At 35.9% G+C, this 20269-nt stretch carries 16 protein-coding genes; 6 read left to right on the plus strand and 10 right to left on the minus strand.

The genetic code is table 11. The features are described 5' to 3' along the window. Positions 1 to 362: 362 nt before the first annotated feature. On the minus strand, positions 363 to 1067 hold the full coding sequence (locus ACP6PK_RS04095) for a Crp/Fnr family transcriptional regulator (RefSeq protein ID WP_426557983.1): 705 nt from the start codon (positions 1065 to 1067) through the stop codon (positions 363 to 365). 682 nt (positions 1068 to 1749) lie between these two features. Here ACP6PK_RS04095 and ACP6PK_RS04100 point away from each other — a divergent pair. Together ACP6PK_RS04100 and ACP6PK_RS04105 are read left to right on the plus strand one after the other, a co-directional pair. Continuing rightward, entirely contained in the window at positions 1750 to 3462 is a 1713-nt protein-coding gene (locus ACP6PK_RS04100) for a hypothetical protein (protein WP_426557985.1), read from the plus strand. Further along, positions 3459 to 5474, plus strand: coding sequence for a hypothetical protein (locus ACP6PK_RS04105; RefSeq protein WP_426557986.1), 2016 nt, complete (start codon positions 3459 to 3461; stop codon positions 5472 to 5474). The genes ACP6PK_RS04100 and ACP6PK_RS04105 overlap by 4 nt, the downstream gene beginning before the upstream one ends. A gap of 1811 nt (positions 5475 to 7285) precedes the next feature. On the opposite strand, the gene ACP6PK_RS04110 is transcribed toward ACP6PK_RS04105, so the two are convergent. Next, positions 7286 to 8239, minus strand: coding sequence for a glutathione S-transferase family protein (locus ACP6PK_RS04110; protein ID WP_426557988.1), 954 nt, complete (start codon positions 8237 to 8239; stop codon positions 7286 to 7288). 452 nt (positions 8240 to 8691) lie between these two features. On the opposite strand from ACP6PK_RS04110, the gene ACP6PK_RS04115 reads away from it, so the two are divergent. The 4 genes from ACP6PK_RS04115 (at position 8692) to ACP6PK_RS04130 (ending at position 12899) form a co-directional block, all read left to right on the plus strand. Continuing rightward, positions 8692 to 9309: an alpha/beta hydrolase gene (locus ACP6PK_RS04115; RefSeq protein ID WP_426557990.1), complete on the plus strand. Its 618-nt coding sequence runs from the start codon at positions 8692 to 8694 to the stop codon at positions 9307 to 9309. A gap of 86 nt (positions 9310 to 9395) precedes the next feature. Continuing rightward, complete coding sequence (gene isiD / locus ACP6PK_RS04120; RefSeq protein WP_426558057.1) at positions 9396 to 9608, plus strand: protein IsiD; 213 nt, start codon at positions 9396 to 9398, stop codon at positions 9606 to 9608. Positions 9609 to 10360: 752 nt separating this feature from the next. Next, positions 10361 to 11581, plus strand: a complete 1221-nt coding sequence (coaBC, locus tag ACP6PK_RS04125) for a bifunctional phosphopantothenoylcysteine decarboxylase/phosphopantothenate--cysteine ligase CoaBC (protein ID WP_426557992.1) — start codon at positions 10361 to 10363, stop codon at positions 11579 to 11581. 700 nt (positions 11582 to 12281) lie between these two features. After that, complete coding sequence (locus ACP6PK_RS04130; RefSeq protein ID WP_426557994.1) at positions 12282 to 12899, plus strand: PEP-CTERM sorting domain-containing protein; 618 nt, start codon at positions 12282 to 12284, stop codon at positions 12897 to 12899. Positions 12900 to 13233: 334 nt separating this feature from the next. Here the strand turns inward: ACP6PK_RS04130 and arsJ are convergent, their stop codons facing one another. The 8 genes from arsJ to ACP6PK_RS04170 all read right to left on the minus strand — a co-directional run bounded on the left by arsJ (position 13234) and on the right by ACP6PK_RS04170 (position 20066). Next, on the minus strand, positions 13234 to 14490 hold the full coding sequence (gene arsJ, locus ACP6PK_RS04135) for an organoarsenical effux MFS transporter ArsJ (RefSeq protein ID WP_426557996.1): 1257 nt from the start codon (positions 14488 to 14490) through the stop codon (positions 13234 to 13236). A gap of 170 nt (positions 14491 to 14660) precedes the next feature. After that, complete coding sequence (locus ACP6PK_RS04140; protein ID WP_426557998.1) at positions 14661 to 15047, minus strand: PIN domain-containing protein; 387 nt, start codon at positions 15045 to 15047, stop codon at positions 14661 to 14663. Beyond that, on the minus strand, positions 15048 to 15242 hold the full coding sequence (locus ACP6PK_RS04145; RefSeq protein WP_426558000.1) for a hypothetical protein: 195 nt from the start codon (positions 15240 to 15242) through the stop codon (positions 15048 to 15050). Positions 15243 to 15496: 254 nt separating this feature from the next. Further along, complete coding sequence (locus tag ACP6PK_RS04150) at positions 15497 to 16510, minus strand: ArsJ-associated glyceraldehyde-3-phosphate dehydrogenase (RefSeq protein ID WP_426558002.1); 1014 nt, start codon at positions 16508 to 16510, stop codon at positions 15497 to 15499. 175 nt (positions 16511 to 16685) lie between these two features. Beyond that, on the minus strand, positions 16686 to 17129 hold the full coding sequence (locus ACP6PK_RS04155; protein ID WP_426558004.1) for an ArsI/CadI family heavy metal resistance metalloenzyme: 444 nt from the start codon (positions 17127 to 17129) through the stop codon (positions 16686 to 16688). Positions 17130 to 17270: 141 nt separating this feature from the next. Further along, the gene (locus ACP6PK_RS04160; RefSeq protein ID WP_426558006.1) at positions 17271 to 17720 is read right to left on the minus strand and encodes a phosphatase domain-containing putative toxin; all 450 of its coding nucleotides are present in this window, start codon (positions 17718 to 17720) and stop codon (positions 17271 to 17273) included. A 157-nt stretch (positions 17721 to 17877) separates the two neighbouring features. Next, a complete protein-coding gene (gene arsB, locus ACP6PK_RS04165; RefSeq protein WP_426558008.1) occupies positions 17878 to 19029 on the minus strand; it encodes an ACR3 family arsenite efflux transporter in 1152 nt (383 codons plus the stop codon). An 11-nt stretch (positions 19030 to 19040) separates the two neighbouring features. Then, on the minus strand, positions 19041 to 20066 hold the full coding sequence (locus tag ACP6PK_RS04170; RefSeq protein WP_426558010.1) for a PstS family phosphate ABC transporter substrate-binding protein: 1026 nt from the start codon (positions 20064 to 20066) through the stop codon (positions 19041 to 19043). Positions 20067 to 20269 lie beyond the last annotated feature (203 nt).

Consider the following 20269-nt stretch of genomic DNA (forward strand, 5'->3'; position numbering starts at 1 on the left):
ATTGATAATTGATAATTGATAATTGATAATTGATAATTGATAATTGATAATGAAAGAGTTTTTCAAATCTCTAATTTTCTCTCCCTGTCTCTATCTAAACTTTAAATATGCTCTAATTATCTATTATCTATTGTTTATGAGAAACTGTGAAAGAGGTAATTATCCATTATTCATTATCCATTATTAATTAATGATTACCCTGATTATTATGACTTAAACCAGTGCGTAATATGAATTTCAAAAAAGAATGTTACTATTAACTAAGTGTGATTATAAAGACTTTGCAGGAGATGTCTTTTTGACAAAAAAGAGAATTTCCAACCTAATAAATGGCATTGAAGCCATTCATTCTGACTCCTATTTTAAGCAAGTGTACGTTCTAAAGCGTGGAGGTCAGGAATACATAAAGTATCGCGATCGCGCTTAATTAATAACTTTTTCTCTAACTTACTTAAGACTCTAGTTACTGTTTCTCTGGCCAAACCACTCAAACTACTTAGCTCTCTGTGAGGCAAATTAGGAATTTCTACTCCTTGTTGGGAATGTGTACCTTGACCTTCTGCTAGAAACAGCAAAATATCTGCTACTCTTGCCTGAGCATCTGCTTCTCGTAATCTGAGTCGTCGATTCACTTGTCGTAAGCGCCTGGCCATCAATTGGGCTAATCTGATTCCTGCTATGGGTTCGGTATGAATGAGATGGGCAAAATCCTGAGCTGGCATATTACCAATTAAAGTAGGAGCTAAAGTAATTACATCAGTAGAGCGAGGAACTTCATCTAAAGCTGCCATCTCTCCGAATAATTCTCCTTTGCCCAAAATATTCAGTGTTACTTCTTTACCGTCTAAATTATAGGTGCGAATCTTTACCCACCCATCCAAAATAAAATATACTGAAGTCCCCCAATCGTTTTCCAATAAGATTACCTGATTAGGTGGATGTTGACGGCTGACTACATGAATTACTGCTTTTTCTAATGCCTCTTCTGGTAAGCCCTCAAAAAATGGGGTGGATAGCATTAATTGTTTAACATTTGACTGGGGGTCGCGACTGTGCCTATCTTCCATGAGGTTATCTGTTCCATTAATTAGGGCCGGAGATTTAGCCCAGAGGTAAATTATAAGTTAATAATGAAAATCAATATATTTTTGGAGAAAATTGGCTAACTTTTAAGCATTTGAAAGCCATATATTCATTAATTGATAATGGATAATGAATCATGGATAATTACCTCTGGTTAAAACTGCATTAATTGATAATGAAAACTATCTTTAATTATCAATATATCCATTTAATATGATTAGCAATACTGGGCAAATCTATAACTCAAACCAACCATCAAGGCCATTTTTTAGCTAAATACAGCCGTAGAGTCTATCATATTATCATTTTCTGAATAAACTTGACGATAAATAATATATATGGTAAAGCAAAGCTATTTACATTAAATAATTGGTATTTGGCTTATTTATTAAGTATATGAGTAATATAATTTCGGCTATAACTGGAATAATACCGTGTTATTGTCACCTAAATATCAACATTTTAACTATAGACACAATGAAAGAATTTACTATTATAGTCAAATTTATCTCAAATTTGTAGATAGAGTAGGGAAACTCAAAGAAAAATTTGACTAGATTATACTCTGAGAAGTTCTATAATTCTTACTGAAGGTGATTAAAAGAGGTGGTACTCTTGAAGAAGCAGAATAAAAGAATCCAAGCAATAATTAGGGAGATAGATGAGGTGCTAAATGAATCTAGTAGCCAAAGTTCTCCTCAAATTCTCGTAGAAACACTGAGAAAAACCCAAGAAATGCTACAGGAAATGCTGGATTATCTGACTCAGGATGTAGATAACAGATCCAATCTACAGTTACTATCTGTTGACCCATCTTCAATTCCAGAAAATACTGTTGACCTTGAGATTAAACAACATCCACAGCAAATAGAAGAGTTTTTTGCCCCTATTAACCAGTATCTACAAGAAGATTTCACAATACTTAAAGAACAACGACAAGCTCTGCGAGAAGAAATTAGGCAACTTGAACAGCAAAGACAAGAAAATTATGCCCTAGCTCAACAATACGCTAAACAGGAGCAAATTATTTCTGAGTTTTCTCAAGCTTTACTTGGCCCAGTTAAAGAAACATTACTAGAACATTTATCTCAGTTATCAACTCAGCATCCATCTTCCAGTCAGAGTGCTTTAGACTCTAGCCAAAATCTTTACCGACAGACTATTAAGGATGTTGAAACCTCTGAGGTTATGGAAATTTCAGAGGATAAATTCGAGGAATTTTATCATTTTGAAAACTCCAAAGTTGATAATTCAAATAGTAATGATAGTGAGCAAAAAAAGCTAAATGAAGAAAATTATGTAGAAGCAAATATTGCTACTGAAAATCTTGAAATGTCAAAGCTATCTCCTGAAATAGATGAATTAAATGAGCCGATAGATAAAGTAGTATTGCCATACCCTGGTTATGAGTTTGTGAAAAGACTAGATCCAGACTCAGAAGCAACAGAAACAGAAAAAAAAAATCTCCAACCAGATAAGTCAAATAATCAAGAATCTTTGAACAAACATCAATCTAGTATTGATGAAAAACAAAACTTAGAAAGACTTAAAAGCAACAACCAGGAAAATGAAATTTCAGCTCAACTAACACCTCCTAATTTTGAAGATAATTATCAAGAACAAAAAAACTATCAAAATGAAACTGTTCAAATAAAAGATGGGGTATTACTAACTCCAGAATTAAAATTAGACGGCTCTGAAAATAGAGAAAATTCAAACAATACAGAAATACTTGAATCTCTTAGTAATTTATTTGGAAAGCTAGAGGTTAATGAAGTAGAAACTAACAACTTAATTGCTCCTAGAGAAGCTCAAGAAACTCAAAAAAATATAAATGAAAATATAAATGACTTTACAGATGAATCGGCAGAAGAAACATATATTCAGGCACCTATAACACAAAGCCTGTTACCTGTAGAAAAACCAGATGAAAAACCAAAAGGATTATTATTAGATAGTAACACTCTAGAATATTTGCGTTCTGATTTGGAAAGTTTAGAGGAAATAGATGTAGATGAATTAATAGACGATCCGGGACAGACTCAATTACAATTAGGAGAAGACCAGGGTATAGATTCAACAGAAAATACTCCTGATTCAGTTGATAATAGTCTTGTGATTGGTTCTAAAGAAAAAGTTGCTAAATTAGACGATCTATTTATGAATATAGATGATATTTCTGACAAATCAACGGCAAGTAAGCAGGAAAATATTTATAATTCAGAAGAAAATACAGACAATGAAATAACTCTGGAAGATATCTTAGAGAACTTAACACCTACAACAGATGAAGAAGAAATAATAGCAACAGACAATCAGGAATTTTTAGATATAGAAACTTTACTTGAAGATACTCAAAATTTAGAAAAAAAAAATTGACCTCATTAGAAATGGAACCAGATATAAAATCACATCAAAAAACTTCACCATGGTATTTAGGAATTGACTTTGGTACTACTGGTATTTCTGCAGCGTTATTGAATCGCATAAGTGGCGAAATTCATCCTATATATTGGGAGCTGGTAGTAGCTAAACCAGAATTAGATATTCCAGAAATTAATCAAGAATTTACTCTCTCTACAAAAAGTATTAAAACATTTAATTATCCTGAGAAAATATATAGGTTACCATCAATTATTTATATAGCTCAAAAATTAGAAGAAGCTGACAATGATGAGGAAGAAACTATCGCAGAACAACCTTTATTACTAGAAGATTTTAAGCCTAGTTTAAAAGTTACTATCCCTTACGTTGCAATTAAATTTGAACAGCAAAAATTACAAGAGAAACAAGAAGAGTCTTTTCTCCTACCTCCTAATTTTTATGCTAAAACTTCTCACGAACCTATTTTACAATGGTCTGAAAAACATCAAATTCCTCTAAGTTTAGTTAAACAGGGGTTAGTGACTTTACTGAAGACTTTTCAGCCTCAAGTTAATCTCCAAAACTCTATTTCTCTGATTGAGAAAGACAGTCAAACAACAGTTATTACCAATGATTATATTTGTGGTGCAGTGGGATTGGAACATCAAGCTTTTGTCTCAGCTTTTGCACAATTAAATTCTGTAATTATGGGTTCTCCTGCAAGTTGGCCAGAAGCTTATCGCTTTAATCTTCGGGAGGCAGTTTTAGAAGCAGGTTTGGTGAAAAATGTCAATCAAGTAGTTGTGATTGAGGATGCGATCGCCACGGCTTTATCAGAATTAACTTCGGTAACAGAAGATACAGAAAATTATGGCATTTCAGATTTAAGACGAGGTAGAATTTTAATTGTGAATGTGGGGGCAACTACAACAGAATTTGCGTTGGTGAATTTACCGGAAAATGGGCAAAATTTAACCTACTCTAACTTCTATTGTCATAGTTTTGCTTATGGAGGTCATGCTTTAGATCAAGATATTATTTGTCAACTGTTACTAAAAGATGATATTATAAAAAGTTTATCCAATAATCAAGACGATCAGGAAAAATCCAGTCAAGTATGGCCACGACCAGGTTATCCAGATTTGTCAATTAGGTATCAACTACAGCAGTGGTTACAAAGTTCATCCTATAGACAAGAATTATTAGTAACGGCTCGTAATTTAAAGGTAATTTTGCCATCGGAAAAAGAGTTTAGTTTGAATATAGGAAATAATATCAAGTATTTACAACAAAAAGATTTAGAAACTAAAGTATTAGAACCTTTTGTACAACAATTAAATCAGGAGTTAAATAATTTTTTGAGTAAGGTGGGAATATCTCCTGTAGGAATTAACCGCGCTATTTGTACTGGAGGTAGTGGTTGTTGGAAGGCGATCGCTCGTTGGTTACGTCAAAAATTGCCTAATGCAATTATTGTACAAGATGGAAAAGTTGAGTCGGAAAATGTAGATTTAGGGCAAGAAAATGAGCAGAGATCTGATAATTGTTTATCTCAGGTAGAAGATATTAAACTAACTATTGGTAGAGTTGCTTATGGTTTAGCTATCTTACCTTTATATCCAAAAATTGTAGATATACCTCAGCAACAATACAATGATTATTTTATACTTTGGGAGATATTGCAAGTTTTTTCAGATTATCCTTTATCTGTCAAAGAAATTTTTCAGTTATTAGAGAAACGAGGTATAAATACTCGCGTTTGCCAAGAAAAAATTCAAACTATTTTAGATGGAAATTTACCTGTTGGTTTAATCCCTTCTCAGGAAGATTTAATTCTATTAAGTGAAGTTTCTCAGCAAAATGATGACTATAAAATTTTGAAAGGAAAACCTCTTTTTGATTGGGAAACTGAAAGTAATAGATATGAATTAAATTATGAACAAGCAGAATATGTACGAGAATATTTAAGTAAGTTAGTAGCTAGCAGTAGGCAAAAATTAAAGGAACCTTTAATAATTAATAGTTAATAATTAATAATGGCTCTGTTGCATAATTAGCGATAGAAAATCAATTCTGCAGCTATATCGCTCTCTTTCGCAATTATTGATGTTCTATTCATCTATTGTCCAATAGTTAGGGCTAGGAAATTAAACCTCAAAGGCTTTACAGGCAAAAGTTTCAGCATTTTACCATATCAAAATTGATGTTCTATTCATCTATTGTCCAATAGTTAGAGTAGTCTTCCGCACGTTGTTATTGTACAGATGCACTTGCTTGTGGGACAGCTATATACTTTCATGCAACAAAGCCATTAATAATTAATAATTTAAGCATTTCCTGCGGAATGCTGCGCAAACAGCTATTAGGAGTCAGTTAGCCTACTGCAGAGGAGCTGCGCTTTTTCGTATAGGGAATGCTCCGCTTTCCATCTCGCGTTTGCGTTAGGATTCCGTAGGAAAGCGAAACAGCTCTAATTAAGGCTTGCTGAATAAAGTCTTATGGGTGAGGGTAGGAGTCAGGAGGTAGGGACGTTAGCATTTTTGTTATGCAACATCCGTACAGAGTCAGGATAAATCGGGAATTCAAGGAGGTAGTCAGAAGAATTATACCTTGATTTTTCAGGCATGAGTCAACACAAAATCCTAACTTTTTGCAGCTCCCTAGAATGAAAACCTTATACTTTTTCCCGACTTAAAAAGGCTGAAACTTTTATCTATAAAGGATGTTATATTTATTCAGCAAACCCTAATTATAAATCAAGCAAATCTTTGAACTGATAGTACATTTTCAAGCCATAAATTGAAGTACAAAAACGAGGGTTGAGTTGTAAACCCATACATTGTGTGGCTGGAAATCTAGATATTTCCCGGAAGCTGATAGTTAATAGCTGACGGCTGAATGCTTACTGAGGGTTTGCTGAAAAAGTCTTTTTTAAGGAGTGGGGGAGTAGGGGAGTAATTTTTTTTCTCAACTCTTCCTCAAAATCATAAATTTTTGAGTATAAAGCAGCTCAAAATTAGGTACTTTTTCCCGACTTAAAAAGGCTAACACCTTTATCTGTTAATACTTTTATATTTATTCAGCAAACCCTACTTAAATAATTAGGGTTTGCTGAAAAAGTTTTTTGTCAGGAGTAGGGGAGCAGGGGAGTAGGGAGTAGGGGAGTAGGGGAGTAATTTTTTTACTTAACTATGCGCCCAAAATCCGCTCCTTTTTGAGGTTAAAGAGCTGAAACAGGCGTAGTTTTTACAGACCTAAAAAGCCTAAAACCAATACCAGTAAATACTTTGACATTTAATCAGCAAACCCTAATTAAATAATTCAGGTTAAAAGTTTTCCCTTTCAAGGGGAAAATAAATATTTTTTTCCTTGAGCATCAGTTTTCTCTATTTTAATAGAAAAATACGGGAGGAACATTCTCCCACTGCTTTTTTATAAAAAAAATAATTAGCTTATACCGATTTGAAAAAAGAATATTACCGAATAATTAATAATTAATAGTTAATAATTAAGAGTTGATAGTCAATAATTAATTATTCATTCAACAATTCACGCCTTGAAGCCTCCCCTTTCAAGGGGATAAATCAAAAAAAATCCTTGAGCGCCAATACTATCCGTTTCAAGAAGGGGTAATTATTAATTATTAATTGTTCATTGTGTTTTTTGCTGAAGAATAGTAAGGGTGATAAAAAGATTTTACAGGAGATATCCCTTTGATAAAAAAGATGATTTATGACCTAAAAAGTGAAGACATTGAGAATGCTTTACTTTTCGGCTGTCGCCGACATGAAACGCTGCGCGACATGAAAAGTGTTTACTGATAACTGATAACTGATTATCAACCCAAAGGAATAATTCCACCAGGGTTAAGAGGAAAAAGATTACCATAATAATCAGTTTTCACTGCTTCTAAATTACAAGTATCTGCTATTCCTGGAAGTTGATATAAATCTTGTAGATAAACGCTCAAATATTGATAATCTTTAATTCTCCGTAAGTTGCACTTAAATAATCCATAATAAACAACATCAAAACGGAATAAAGTAGTAAATAAACGTACATCTGCTAATGTTACTAACTCCCCACAAAGATATCGACTTTTAGAAAGTGTATTGTCAATTTCATCTAAAGTAGTAAATAATTCCCGACAAGCTTTTTCATAAGCCTGCTGACTTTGGGCAAACCCACAACGATAAACCCCATTATTTACTGTGTAGTAAATCTTTTCATTCCACTCGTCTATTTTTGCTTTTAATTGTTCTGGATAAAGGTCAATATCTGGATTTTTAGCAAACTGATTAAATTCAGAATTAAGAATAACAATAATATCTCCACTTTCATTATTAACAATAGTTTTTGTTTGCTCATCCCATAATACAGGTACAGTCGAACGCCCATTGTAACCAGGTTGTGCTAAACTATATAATTCTGGTAAAGTACCACATCCTTCTTGTTCATCCTCAAATACCCAAATACCCTTATCCCCTGCTGGAGATGCAATAGTTACTGATATAATATCTTCCAAACCTTTCAGCGCTCTAACAACAAGAGTTCGGTGTGCCCAAGGACAACCAAGTCCCACAAATAGACGATAACGTTTACTAGCTGGTTGATATTTATTTTCTGTTTGTGTATTTATTGTTTCTCTAAATAGACTAGCTGGGCGAATATATTCTCCAGAATTATTTCTAGGAGCAAGTCTTGACATCATTATTTGCCATAGTGTTGTCCAAACCCACTTTCCTAATTTAATTGTTAGAGAAGGTGGAAGTGATTTGCGTTTGTTAACCATTTTTTTGAGGGAGTAGTAAACAATTAATAATTAATAATGAAAAATTAATAATGCAAGAATTCTTTGGTGTTGGTGAAATAAGGTATGAAAATTTGTATCAGAGTAAGATTGATAGTAAGGAAAAAACTTTTCTTAACTACTGACTACTAAAAATCATACAATCATTCACTAACCCCATAATTATTAATCATTCGGTAAGTCCTGTTAGTATTAAGCTGTACCTTACCATCCTAAAAATTGCAGTAATTGCCAGATTTGTCCATAGCAGATTCGGTGATTAATGCGGTACAACTGACGAGGTAAATATTTTTTGTTTGCTCCTTACCGAAAAATTAAGGTATAAAGCCTCTCCATTCATATAGAAGAAAGAAAAAAAATTCTTTTTAACCAATTCTCTTCTTTATAAGAAGAGGTAATTATTAATTATTCAACCTATTCCCTACTCCCTAAAAATGGCACAATTAAATTCAATTCCCTTTTCACCTAAAACTGAACCTAATTCTCTGTTTGTAGCTTTGCATGGTTTTGGAGCTAACTGTAATGATTTAACACCCTTTGTAGGAGAGTTAAATCTTCCTGACTATCGGTTTGAGTTCCCAGATGCCCCACTACCTCATCCTCAAGTTCCTGGAGGAAAAATGTGGTACGATATGTCCAAAAAAGAATTCCCAGGTTTAGTAGAAAGTCGCCAAATATTGATTGATTGGCTAATTTCTCTGGAAAGTCAAACAGGAATACCTTTATCTAAAACTATTCTATGTGGTTTTTCTCAGGGTGGAGCAATGACTATGGATGTGGGGGTAACATTGCCATTAGCAGGTTTAATTATTTTAAGTGGCTTTATACATTCTCCAGTTCAACCATCTGTAGAAAAATTACCGCCCATTTTAATGGTACATGGTATAGAAGACCCAGTTGTACCTATTGAACAAGGAAGGCGATCGCGTGATTCTTTCACAAATTTAGGGGCAAATATACAATATCAAGAATTTGATATGGGGCATGAAATTCGCCCGGAAATTTTGAAGTTAATGCGAAGTTTTGTTATAGATGTTATAGCAAAAGCTTAGAATTACTATTATATTATATAGATGTTAATAGCACTCTATCTTAATTAATGCTTTCAGCAGATGCCATTTCAGGGAGGTTGGTTTTGATGCAAACTGTAACCCGTTCCTTAAACGAAGTTTCTAGTTTGACTACAGATGATGTAGCTAAGTTGGCTTTTCGTCTTGAGGAAGATGACTATAAAAATCCTTTTGACGGGTTAAAAGATTGGCACCTGCTACGAGCGATCGCCTTTCAACGTCCAGAGTTAATTGAACCTTATATCCATTTATTGGATTTAGAGCCTTGTGATGAGGCTTGAAATATTGGGAATACACAGTTAATAATTTAATATTTTTTTTATTTAGGAGTGTTGATTTTTTGAGATAATCAATAACACTCCTTATTATTTGGAAAGAAAGAAGAATTCATTAATTGATAATGGATAATGGATAATTGATAATTACCTAGCCGTTAAAACCTTTACGGAATTGAAGATCAGGAAATTCAAGAGCACTTTTCTCTTGGTCGATTGGATATGGCGTTAACGAAGTGGCTCTGCAAGAGCGGGAAACCTCGCCATCCCATCCTAACGGACAGCTTCGCTAACGACCGCTTTTTCCCATATCCAAGGGGAGGCTTTAAACCAGAATTATTAATTATTAATAATTAATAATTCGGTAAGAAGGCTTTAGTCATCTAGGAGAGAAGAGGTAAATATAGCAATTCCCACAATTATGAAGTACAGTTATTTTTCTTATCTTCATACTTGTCTAATTTTCTACTTACCAAAGCAAAAAAAATGTGTATCTCACAAGTATGGGAATTACTATTAATGTAATATCTGAAATAAATTGGAGAAGCCATTTTTAAGCAGTTCCATCAAGAGGTACTTTTTTGTATCATTATTGTTTTGAATTGGTATAAGAAATATTTCCAATAATAAAAAATCAAATTAATTATCCTACAGCAATCATCAATTCTTTATTTTGTCTATAAACCTGGTTTCTGCATATTTTTACTTCTCCCCTACTCCCCCACTCCCTTACTCCCCTACTCCCTCTTTAAAATATTATGAGTAGAAAAGTTTTAATTGGTATTTGTGGTGGTATTGCAGCTTATAAAGTTTGTGAAGTAGTTTCTACTCTAGTAAAATCTGGATTTGAAGTTAGAGCAATTTTGACAGATGCTGCTCAACAATTTATTACACCTCTGACTTTATCTACTCTCTGTCGTTATCCCGCTTATACAGACCAAGATTTTTGGCAACCTTCTCACGGACGTCCGCTGCATATTCAGTTAGGAGAATGGGCGGAAATAATAGTTATTGCTCCCCTCACCGCAAATACTTTGGCAAAATTAGTCTATGGTTTTGCTGATAATTTACTGACTAATACCATTTTAGCTTCTAGTTGCCCCATTTTATTAGCTCCCGCCATGAATACTGATATGTGGGAACAAACAGCAGTACAACGAAATTGGCAACAAATATTGACAGAAAAACGATATTATGGTATTTATCCTGGCGCTGGAATTTTAGCTTGCGATCGCGTTGGTCAAGGTCGAATGGCCGAACCCAAGGAAATAGTCACAAATATAAAATCTTTATTATATACAGCAGGTAAAAGAGATTTAGCAGGTAAGAAAATATTAATTAGTGCAGGTGGAACGCGGGAACATTTAGATCCTGTGAGATTTATTGGTAATCCTTCTACGGGTAAAATGGGAATAGCTTTAGCTCAGGCAGCATTGCATCGAGGAGCAAATGTAACTTTCGTGCATAGTATTTCGGGAGAGTTGCTGTTGTCGGGGGTAAAAATTATAGAAGTAGTAAGTGCTGCTCAGATGCAGCAAGCAATGTTAGCTCATTTTGCCGAAGCAGATATAATTGTAATGAGTGCTGCGGTGGCAGATGTCAAACCTGCTGAATATAGTAGTGAGAAATTGCCCAAGCGATCGCTACCAAATTCATTACCTTTGACACCAGTACCAGATATTGTGGCAGAGTTGGGAAAATTAAAGCAGTCTCATCAATATTTAATAGGTTTTGCAGCACAGACTGGAGATATTGTTGCCCCTGCGTTGGAAAAATTGCGGGTGAAAAATTTAGATGCTATTGTTGCTAACCCTATAGATCGTGAAGGTGCCGGTTTTGGTAGTAATACAAATCAGGGAATTTTTCTGGATGCAGAAGGTAGACAGTTAGATATTCCCTCTTGTAGTAAATTAGAAATGGCGCATCATTTGTGGGATTTTGCCATTTCAGTTATCAGTTATCAGTTATCAGTCCAGTAGGGTGCGTTAGACAGCTTAAATTCAGACTATGAAAAGTATTTAGCAATCTGTCGTAACGCACCATTTTAGCGGAACCCACCCTATTCAGTTATCAGTTATCAGTCTAGTAGGGTGCGTTAGACAGCTTAAATTCAGACTATGAAAAGTATTTAGCAATCTGTCGTAACGCACCATTTTAGTTGTGCCAGTCCTAAGAAGTGTGTTTTGCTGCACAACATGAAAAGCAGGGCTAAGTAGAGCGTAACACAAATTTTTTGTACCAAATTAAGCGTATTTGATATTACTTCTACACCTACGAATTGGTGCGTTACGCTATCGCTAACGACACCCTACTGAACTAACAACTATCGTGGAAAATACGCAGTCGTGATGAAAACTAATTTGCTGCTTGCGGAAAATGCCTAGGAATGAACAATATTTGAAATGAAAATTCCGTGTATTCACTAATTGACAGAGGCGAATAAGAGAGATAGATTAATCATGTAGACAAAAGAAAAGGAAAACCGGAGCAATACCCCGGACTTGACCGGAATCATCAGATGACGCCCGAATCATCAGACGCCCCGCCCGACGGACAAGACGAGACGCCAGAAGAATCAGACGCCACCAACCAAGAATCCCATACCGGAAAGCCCGAGACTGTTCCCAGTTCTTCCCGGCAAAAACCCAAAAAGGAAACTAAAAAAAGGTGGAAACAACAATGCAATACAAAACCTTTACCAAATTCGCAACAAAAGCTGCACAATTCACAGCTACTCTTACTAGCGCTGCCTTACTAGCTAGCACTGCTTTTGTGTCTGAAGCATCAGCGTTGACTCTACGCAAAACTGATGATGGTCGTGTAATAGGAATTGATGGTCTTGAGGTAGAAGGGGTATTATATGATGTGCAATTAGTCCAGGGAACTTTTTCGGAGGTCTTTGGTGGCTCTTTAGACTTCGAGGGGTATGACGAGGCCCAGAAAGCCTGGAAATCACTATCGGAGGCGCTGGGCGATGATCAGTACACAGTGAACAGCACTGGTCAATATGGTGACATGAAAATGGACGTGTTCTGGCTCCCCTATGAACTACAAGGCAACCGCGCGTACTCAATATTAGATGCCAAATGGAATGATTTGTCTTCCGAAACTCCGACTATTATGTCGCATGATCGGGATAATTATGTGTTTGATCTATATCAAAATGCTGGAGTGTGGGCGAAATTCCAAGAAGTGGAGCGGGAAGAACCTGAAGCCACTCCAGAACCCAGCCTAATTTTAGGTTTTATCACACTAGGCGGTTTTTTGCTAGGCAGCAAGAGAAAGACTAAAGGCTAAAAAGAAGAAGAGAGGGGAATTTACCCTTCTCTTTTTTTTCTCGACGATACCAGTTGTAGGTTGGGTTGAGTCAACGAAACCCAACATTATCCCCCTTTGCGCTTTGTGTTGGGTTTCACTCCGTTCTACCCAACCTACATTAATAAATGTGAATTCCATAAAATTAAAATTAGTAGCTTTGTAGGTTGGGTTGTTCCCGTTAGGGTTGCGAAGCATGGAACGAAACCCAACATTATTATTATTCTTGTGTTTGACTTCGTTATACCCAACCTACTTCTTCCTTTATTGTCTTGGTTTTTGTTGGGTTGCGCTCTCGCTTAACCCAACCTACTTATTAATCTCCCCCACCAGCTTTCCAAGCTATAGCTTGACTCGGTTGAGGATCGGGTAATTTCAGAGAAACTAAAGCTGCTGCGAACACAAACAACATCGATACCCACAAACACCCAACCAAACCAAATATCTGATAAACCAACCCAGATAAAACCGTACCTGCAAGACGACCACCAGAATTAGCCATATAATAGAAGCCAACATTTAAAGCCACTTTGTCATCATCAGTAAATGCTAATACCAGGTAGGAATGAACCGCAGAATTAAAAGCAAACACTACACCAAACAACATCAACCCACCAACAATAACCAAATTAGCAGGTAAACCAAATTGTAACGCCAGAGCGATCGCGCAGGGAACAGCAGTTAATGTAAATGTCCAAAATTGGATAGTTTTTGATTGTGGTGGCTCACCGGAACCAAATTTCTTTATAAGTGTCGGTGCTAAAGATTGAATTATACCATAACCAATCACCCAACAAGCCATAAATCCACCAACTTGATAAAACGACCATCCCAAAACACTTTGCAGGAAAACAGGTAATCCCACCACAAACCAAACATCTCGCGAACCAAATAAAAAGAAACGGGCAGCAGAAAGAATATTAATTTCTTGACTTTTAGAAAAAAGTTGTTTAAATTTCACCTTCTGCTTAATTTTACCCATCCCCTTTGGCAACATTAAACCAGTGAACATAATCAAAAACAACCCTCCCGCCATTATCCAGAGAGCATTAACAAATCCAAATAACGTCAGCAGCGCACTACCTACAAAAAAACCAACACCTTTAAGAGCATTCTTGGAACCAGTTAACACTGCCACCCACTTAAATAAAGATGATTGAGCATCCTGGGGAACAACTAAGCGAATAGCACTTTTAGAACTCATTTTTGTTAAGTCTTTAGCAATTCCAGAAAATGCTTGTGCTACCATCACATAAAATACTGCCAACCATTGCGTCCAACTTTGGTCTACATAAGAAAGCATAATTAGGGCGAAAACCTGTAACCCAATACCAGTATACAGAGTCACTTTTAATCCAAATTGAGAACCGATCCAACCGCCGAAAAAATTCGTGAAGATACCAAAAATTTCATAAAATAAGAATAAAGATGCAATTTCTAGGGGAGTGTAGCCAATTTTGTGGAAGTAGAGTAGCACCAACATTCGTAAAGCACCATCAGTAATGGTGAAACCCCAGTAAGCAAGGGTGACTAGGGCATAATTTTTTATACTAGCACTTGTAGTAGAAGACATTATTTTTATTAATTAATTTAAACTATTGCAACCAATTTTATTAGAGGGTGTTTGAGAATTCATCGATCCCCCTAAATCCCCAATAAGGGCGACTTTCCATTGCATTTCCCTCCTTGTAAAGGGGGGTTAGGGGGGATCTAAATCAAAATTCATACTTTTCAAACATCCTCTCAAATTAAACCTTCAATTCTTAACATATCCGAATCATTAGAAACTAAAACCAGATTATGATAAATTGCCGTAGCTGCAATCATAATATCAGGAATTTGTATGGGGGTTCCTTTTTGCCTTAAATTTGCATAAATTCCAGAGGCCATATTAATAATCTCTATTTTGTCTAAAAACAAAATATTGATATAGGTTTTACACAAATTCTCAAGAATAGCTAACTTTTTCTGGGAATTAACAGCTAATAAACCTCCCTCACTTTCAAAATAGGTAATGCAACTGATAAAAAGTTTCTCTTCTCTATAATTAAAATTATTCAGTCGCTCAAGTAGTCGAGAATCTTTTTTAAGAATAGCAGTTAAAATATTTGTATCTAATAAATATTCCATTCACATTTTCCTAATATCTCGAATTGCTGCATCAAACTCCTCTATTTCTTCAGGTGTTAAATCACTTATTAATCCAAATAATACTTGTCCTCCCAATATACGTCTGATTTTAGAACTAAGTATCTCCTCAGTCATTTGTTGTAATTCTTCTGGAGAACAATTTCTGAGAAAAGTATCGAATATATTGCGTTTCATCTCTTTCTAAATTTTCAAACAAATTATCAGTAGCCAGGAAATTCTCTATAATTGAAATTGCTCTCTGCTTAAAAATATCTTTCATCCTAATAGAAACTTCAGTCATATTTTTCTCCTTTTTATTGGATTTATTTTCCCATTTATTAAGTTTAGCAAATCTTTTTTCTAGTTGTAGCAGCTTTGCAAGAAGAACGAAAGTGGGAGCATTTTGCTCCCTTTATTCTTATTGCCTATTTACTGTAATATTACAATAACTATTTCAAACTCAAAGCAACTTTTCGAGCTAACTCTACCATACGGTTAGCATAACCCCATTCATTGTCATACCAAGCCAAAATTTTCACTTGAGTTTCGTCTACTACCATTGTTGAAAGAGCATCAATAATAGAAGACCGAGGGTCATCTTTATAGTCAACGGAAACTAAAGGACGTTCTTCGTAACCCAAAATTCCTTTAAGTGGTGGTTGTTGTGATGCAGTTTCCAATAAACTGTTAATTTCTCCTACCGTGGTAGGGCGAACCACTTCAAATACACAGTCTGTCAAAGAAGCATTCAACAAAGGAACTCGTACTGCTAAACCATTCAACTTACCGTTAAGCTCTGGATAAATTAGTCCGATCGCTGTTGCAGATCCGGTTGTAGTAGGAATCAGTGAAAGACTTGTAGCTCTGGCACGACGCAAATCTTTATGAGGTGCATCAACAATAATCTGAGTATTCGTATTGTCATGGATAGTAGTAATAACTCCATGTTTAATTCCTAATCCTTCGTGAATCACTTTTACCACTGGAGCTAAACAGTTCGTGGTACAAGAAGCTGCTGTGAGTAAATTGTGTTTTTCAGGTTCATAGAGATGATCGTTGACACCCATGACTACATTTAAAGCTTCTTCTTTAACTGGTGCCGCCACAATAACCTTTTTGACACCATGTTGAAAGTAAGGTTCGAGAGTGCTTTTAGTCCTAAACTTACCAGAACATTCCAACACAATATCAACACCAAACTTTTCCCAAGGTACCTCACCTGGTTGGGAATATTCACTGAAACTAAGAGGTTTACCATCAATTATTACCTGTTCGCCTGCTGCTTCAACTTCCGGCGACCACCTGCCATGTACAGAATCAAACTTGAGTAAATGTGCTGCTGCTGCCGTACCTCCTTTAATTTCATTAATGTGAACAAACTCTAGTTCAGGCCATCCCCAAGCTGCACGGAGTCCTAACCTTCCCATGCGACCAAATCCATTTATTCCTATGCGTACTGTCATATTTTTTCCTCCTTTAAATATACTATTTCTACTTATTAGGACTTAGGTATTACAAGGTATCTTAGTCATTGCGACCGACAGGGTTTGCGAAGCAGTCCGGAACGGATAGCAATCTCAAATCCTAGTTTTCGTACCTCATGCTTAAGTCCTATTTATGTTAGATAACCATTGAATTTTATTGACAACAAGTAGATTTTGTTGAGTTTGACTCAACACTAACAACTAGATTTTTTTCTGGTGCAGTATCGGCAACTTTCACAACAAACACTTCCCAACGGTTGCCATCGGGATCTGTAACCCAAACTTTATCTTGAAGTGCATAACAGCAGTCTGTATTATGTTCCTCAAATATTGATAATTCAGCAATCTTAAATCTCTCAATTGCTGCTGCTACTTCCTGGGAAGTTTCTACCTGTATTCCCAAGTGGTCTAAGTTTCCACCTGACTGCACATTTTCCCCTAAGTTAAGAGTAAGATTTAATGGTGGGTTAGCAATATCAAATTTTGCATAATCAGATTTATACTTAACTGGTGCAACTCCAAACAAAGCTTGATAAAATTCAACCGAGTTTTCTAGGTTGGTTGCTGTTAGAGCAATATGAGTTTTGAGAATAGACATTTTTTTATTCCTTTAATTCAACGATTTTAGCACTTACGGAAAGAAACCCGGTTTCTAGGGTAAATCATTGTTTTGATCAATAGACGTCTAGGAGAAACCCGGTTTCTGGGTTCGCCTGCGTAAGTCCTAGATTTAAACAACTTAATTTTTGGCTAAATCTTGTAAAAAGCTACTTTGAGATTTCCGTAAATCAATTTCTTGATTTGCTGTTAAAATAATCTCCATTGTCTTCTCATAGGATGATCCAGAATTAATCAAATACCCGGCAAGAGCAGTAGCTGTTCGTCTTTTGCCATTGGTGCAATGAATTGCAACTGCATGATTTTGACTATCAATGAAATCCTGTAATTTTTGAACTTGTTCTTTACTTGGTGCAGTTCCTCCTTTTATTGGTAACCATAGATGAGGTAATTTAGCTTCCTGATAAAGTTCTAAATTAGAAGGGTCGTCCATTACAGAGACTATTGCTCCAATACCTAATTCCTGTAATTCTGGCAACTCTTCTCCTGTTGGTTTCCGCACTCCTGCTAGTTTACCTGGAATTACCCACCACAAATTTTCTGCTATCGGTTGAGTTGTTTCTTCTTCCATTGTTAGTTTTCCTTTTCTTGATATTCAGTTACATCTGTAACACAGGCATCTTGCCTGTCTAGGTATATGTAACACAGGTATCTTGCCTGTAAAACACAAATGCCACACGCGCTAATGAAATACCCTGCCGGAAGGATGAGCAAGCAAGATGCTTGAGTTACTGAGACTTACAACAACGGGGGTCAATTAATGTAGCTTTTTCTGGTTCGCGAGGAAACCAAAAAGCTGTACGTTGACAAACTTCCACCAACATCAACATTACTGGTACTTCTATTAATACTCCCACTACCGTTGCTAATGCAGCTCCAGAATTTAAGCCAAATAGAGTCACCGCAGTGGCGATCGCTACTTCAAAATGATTACTTGCTCCAATTAAAGCAGCAGGTGCAGCATCTTCGTAATGTAAATTCATTTTCAAAGCTGCTACATAAGCAATCAAGAAAATAAAGTTAGTCTGGATAAATAGTGGTACTGCTATTAATAATATATGAAATGGATTTTCTACAATTAATTCACCCTTAAAAGCAAATAACAAAACTAAAGTTATCAATAATGCAGCAGTAGAAACAGGACTTAAATATTTGAGAAACTTACGTTCAAACCAAGCTTTTCCTTTATATTTAAAAATCCAGTAACGACTATACATTCCCGCCGCCAAAGGTAAACCAACATAAATTAGCACTGATAAAACAATAGTTTCCCAAGGTACTGTTAAATTATTTGCTGATAGCAACCATCGCCCAAGTGGAGCATACAAAAACAACATTGCCAGGGAATTAATTGCCACCATTACTAATGTGTGTCCCTGGTTACTGTAGGAAAGATAACCCCACATTAATACCATTGCCGTACAAGGTGCGATACCAAGTAATATTGTACCAGCAATATAAGAGTCGGCGATCGCGACTTCTGTACCTCGTAATATTTCTGTACCTGTTAGCAGTGAGCGAAATAACCAACCCAGAAAAAATTGGGCAAATGCTACCATTGTAAAAGGTTTAATTGCCCAATTTACAACTAATGTTAAGATTACAGGTTTAGGGGCGCGGGCAGCATTTTTAGCTTGGGTAAAGTCTATTTTCACCATGATCGGATACATCATAAAAAATAGACATATAGCAATGGGGATAGATACTTGATAAATGCTCATAGCATCTAATGTTTTTGCCACACCAGGAAATATTTTACCCAAAGCTATACCTGCAAAAATGCACAATGCTACCCAAACAGTCAGATATTTTTCAAAGAAACTAAGTTTACCACCTGCTTGCACAGCAGATGTATTAACTTGGGGTAAATTTGTAGTCATAATTTGTACAATTAATATTCTGTTCGTTTCGTGAGAACTTCATAAATAGTTAAATTGAGCTGCGCTTCCCCACCAAATACAGTTCCTACTTTTGTTTTATGGTAGTTGCGGTAAAGTTTCATATAACTCTCTTCCCCAAATGCAACATAACCTACATCATTCACAACTTCTTGGGCATTATTCATGTAAAAGTCAATGAATTCATTCATTAATGGGTTATTTTGTGCTGATACCGCATTTACATAAATAAATAGTGGTCTAGCTAGGGGTTGATACTTTGCTTGTTCGACTGCTGTTGTAGTTGGAGCGATCGCGCCATTACCACTATCAACGGCTAAAGATTTTAGTTTGTCTTTATTCTCTACATAATAAGCGTAACCAAAATAACCTAAAGCGTTGGGTTCTTTGCTAACTCCTGTAACTAACACTTCGTCGTCTTCGCTGGCTGTGTAGTCACTACGAGTTGCTTTTGCTGATCCAACAATAGCTTCAGCAAAATAGTCATAAGTTCCAGAGTCAGCTCCGGGACCAAATAAGATTAATGGTTTGTCTGGCCATGAGGAACGTACTTGGTTCCATTTGGTGATTTTTCCTTGCCCTTCAGGTGCCCAAATCTTTGCTAACTCAGACACAGTAATGTCTTCTGCCCAGGTATTTGCCTGGTTAACGACGATGGTTAGAGCGTCGAACCCAATAGGTAATTCAATATAGGAGATTTTGTTTTGCTTGCAAGCTTCCATCTCATTTTTAAGTATGGGGCGCGAAGCATTATTAATGTCAGTTTCTCCAGCACAGAACTTTTTAAAGCCTCCACCTGTACCGGAAAAACTGGCACTGACTTCTACATCGGGCTTGTCGGTGGCGTTGAATTTTTCGACAAGTTTTTGGGTGATAGGGTATACAGTGCTGGAACCATCAATTTTTATCGGTTGTTGTTTTGCCTGAGTGGAACCACAAGCACCCAGCATTACTGCTACCCCAATAGTTAGGGTCTTTTTCTTGAGACCGCTTACCAGCACTTTTAGGTTTTCTTTCATGCTGTCATTCCAAAAAAATTTGATATGTTGGATAAGATTAATATAACAAAAAAATTTGATATGTCAATAATTTTCAGAAAGTCAAAAGTCAAAAATAAAAAGTCAAAAGTTAAGAATGTTAATGATGTAGGGGCGGGTTCCACATAGGGTGTTAATGGGAAGTCAACAAAATTAAATAAACCCGCCCCCATTTCAAATGGTTA

The sequence above is a fragment of the Dapis hubbardiae BLCC-M172 genome (assembly GCF_050016015.1).
In the GTDB taxonomy this organism is placed as follows: Bacteria; Cyanobacteriota; Cyanobacteriia; order Cyanobacteriales; family Microcoleaceae; genus Trichodesmium.

What these genes read in the sequence shown, in the direction of transcription:
- ACP6PK_RS04095 (WP_426557983.1), bottom strand. Translation starts at nt 1,067, where the DNA reads ATGGAAGATAGGCACAGTCGCGACCCCCAGTCAAATGTTAAACAATTA.
- ACP6PK_RS04115 (WP_426557990.1), top strand. Translation starts at nt 8,692, where the DNA reads ATGGCACAATTAAATTCAATTCCCTTTTCACCTAAAACTGAACCTAAT.
- ACP6PK_RS04170 (WP_426558010.1), bottom strand. Translation starts at nt 20,066, where the DNA reads ATGAAAGAAAACCTAAAAGTGCTGGTAAGCGGTCTCAAGAAAAAGACC.
- arsJ (WP_426557996.1), bottom strand. Translation starts at nt 14,490, where the DNA reads ATGTCTTCTACTACAAGTGCTAGTATAAAAAATTATGCCCTAGTCACC.
- arsB (WP_426558008.1), bottom strand. Translation starts at nt 19,029, where the DNA reads ATGACTACAAATTTACCCCAAGTTAATACATCTGCTGTGCAAGCAGGT.
- isiD (WP_426558057.1), top strand. Translation starts at nt 9,396, where the DNA reads ATGCAAACTGTAACCCGTTCCTTAAACGAAGTTTCTAGTTTGACTACA.
- coaBC (WP_426557992.1), top strand. Translation starts at nt 10,361, where the DNA reads ATGAGTAGAAAAGTTTTAATTGGTATTTGTGGTGGTATTGCAGCTTAT.
- ACP6PK_RS04110 (WP_426557988.1), bottom strand. Translation starts at nt 8,239, where the DNA reads ATGGTTAACAAACGCAAATCACTTCCACCTTCTCTAACAATTAAATTA.
- ACP6PK_RS04130 (WP_426557994.1), top strand. Translation starts at nt 12,282, where the DNA reads ATGCAATACAAAACCTTTACCAAATTCGCAACAAAAGCTGCACAATTC.
- ACP6PK_RS04145 (WP_426558000.1), bottom strand. Translation starts at nt 15,242, where the DNA reads ATGAAACGCAATATATTCGATACTTTTCTCAGAAATTGTTCTCCAGAA.
- ACP6PK_RS04160 (WP_426558006.1), bottom strand. Translation starts at nt 17,720, where the DNA reads ATGGAAGAAGAAACAACTCAACCGATAGCAGAAAATTTGTGGTGGGTA.
- ACP6PK_RS04150 (WP_426558002.1), bottom strand. Translation starts at nt 16,510, where the DNA reads ATGACAGTACGCATAGGAATAAATGGATTTGGTCGCATGGGAAGGTTA.
- ACP6PK_RS04140 (WP_426557998.1), bottom strand. Translation starts at nt 15,047, where the DNA reads ATGGAATATTTATTAGATACAAATATTTTAACTGCTATTCTTAAAAAA.
- ACP6PK_RS04155 (WP_426558004.1), bottom strand. Translation starts at nt 17,129, where the DNA reads ATGTCTATTCTCAAAACTCATATTGCTCTAACAGCAACCAACCTAGAA.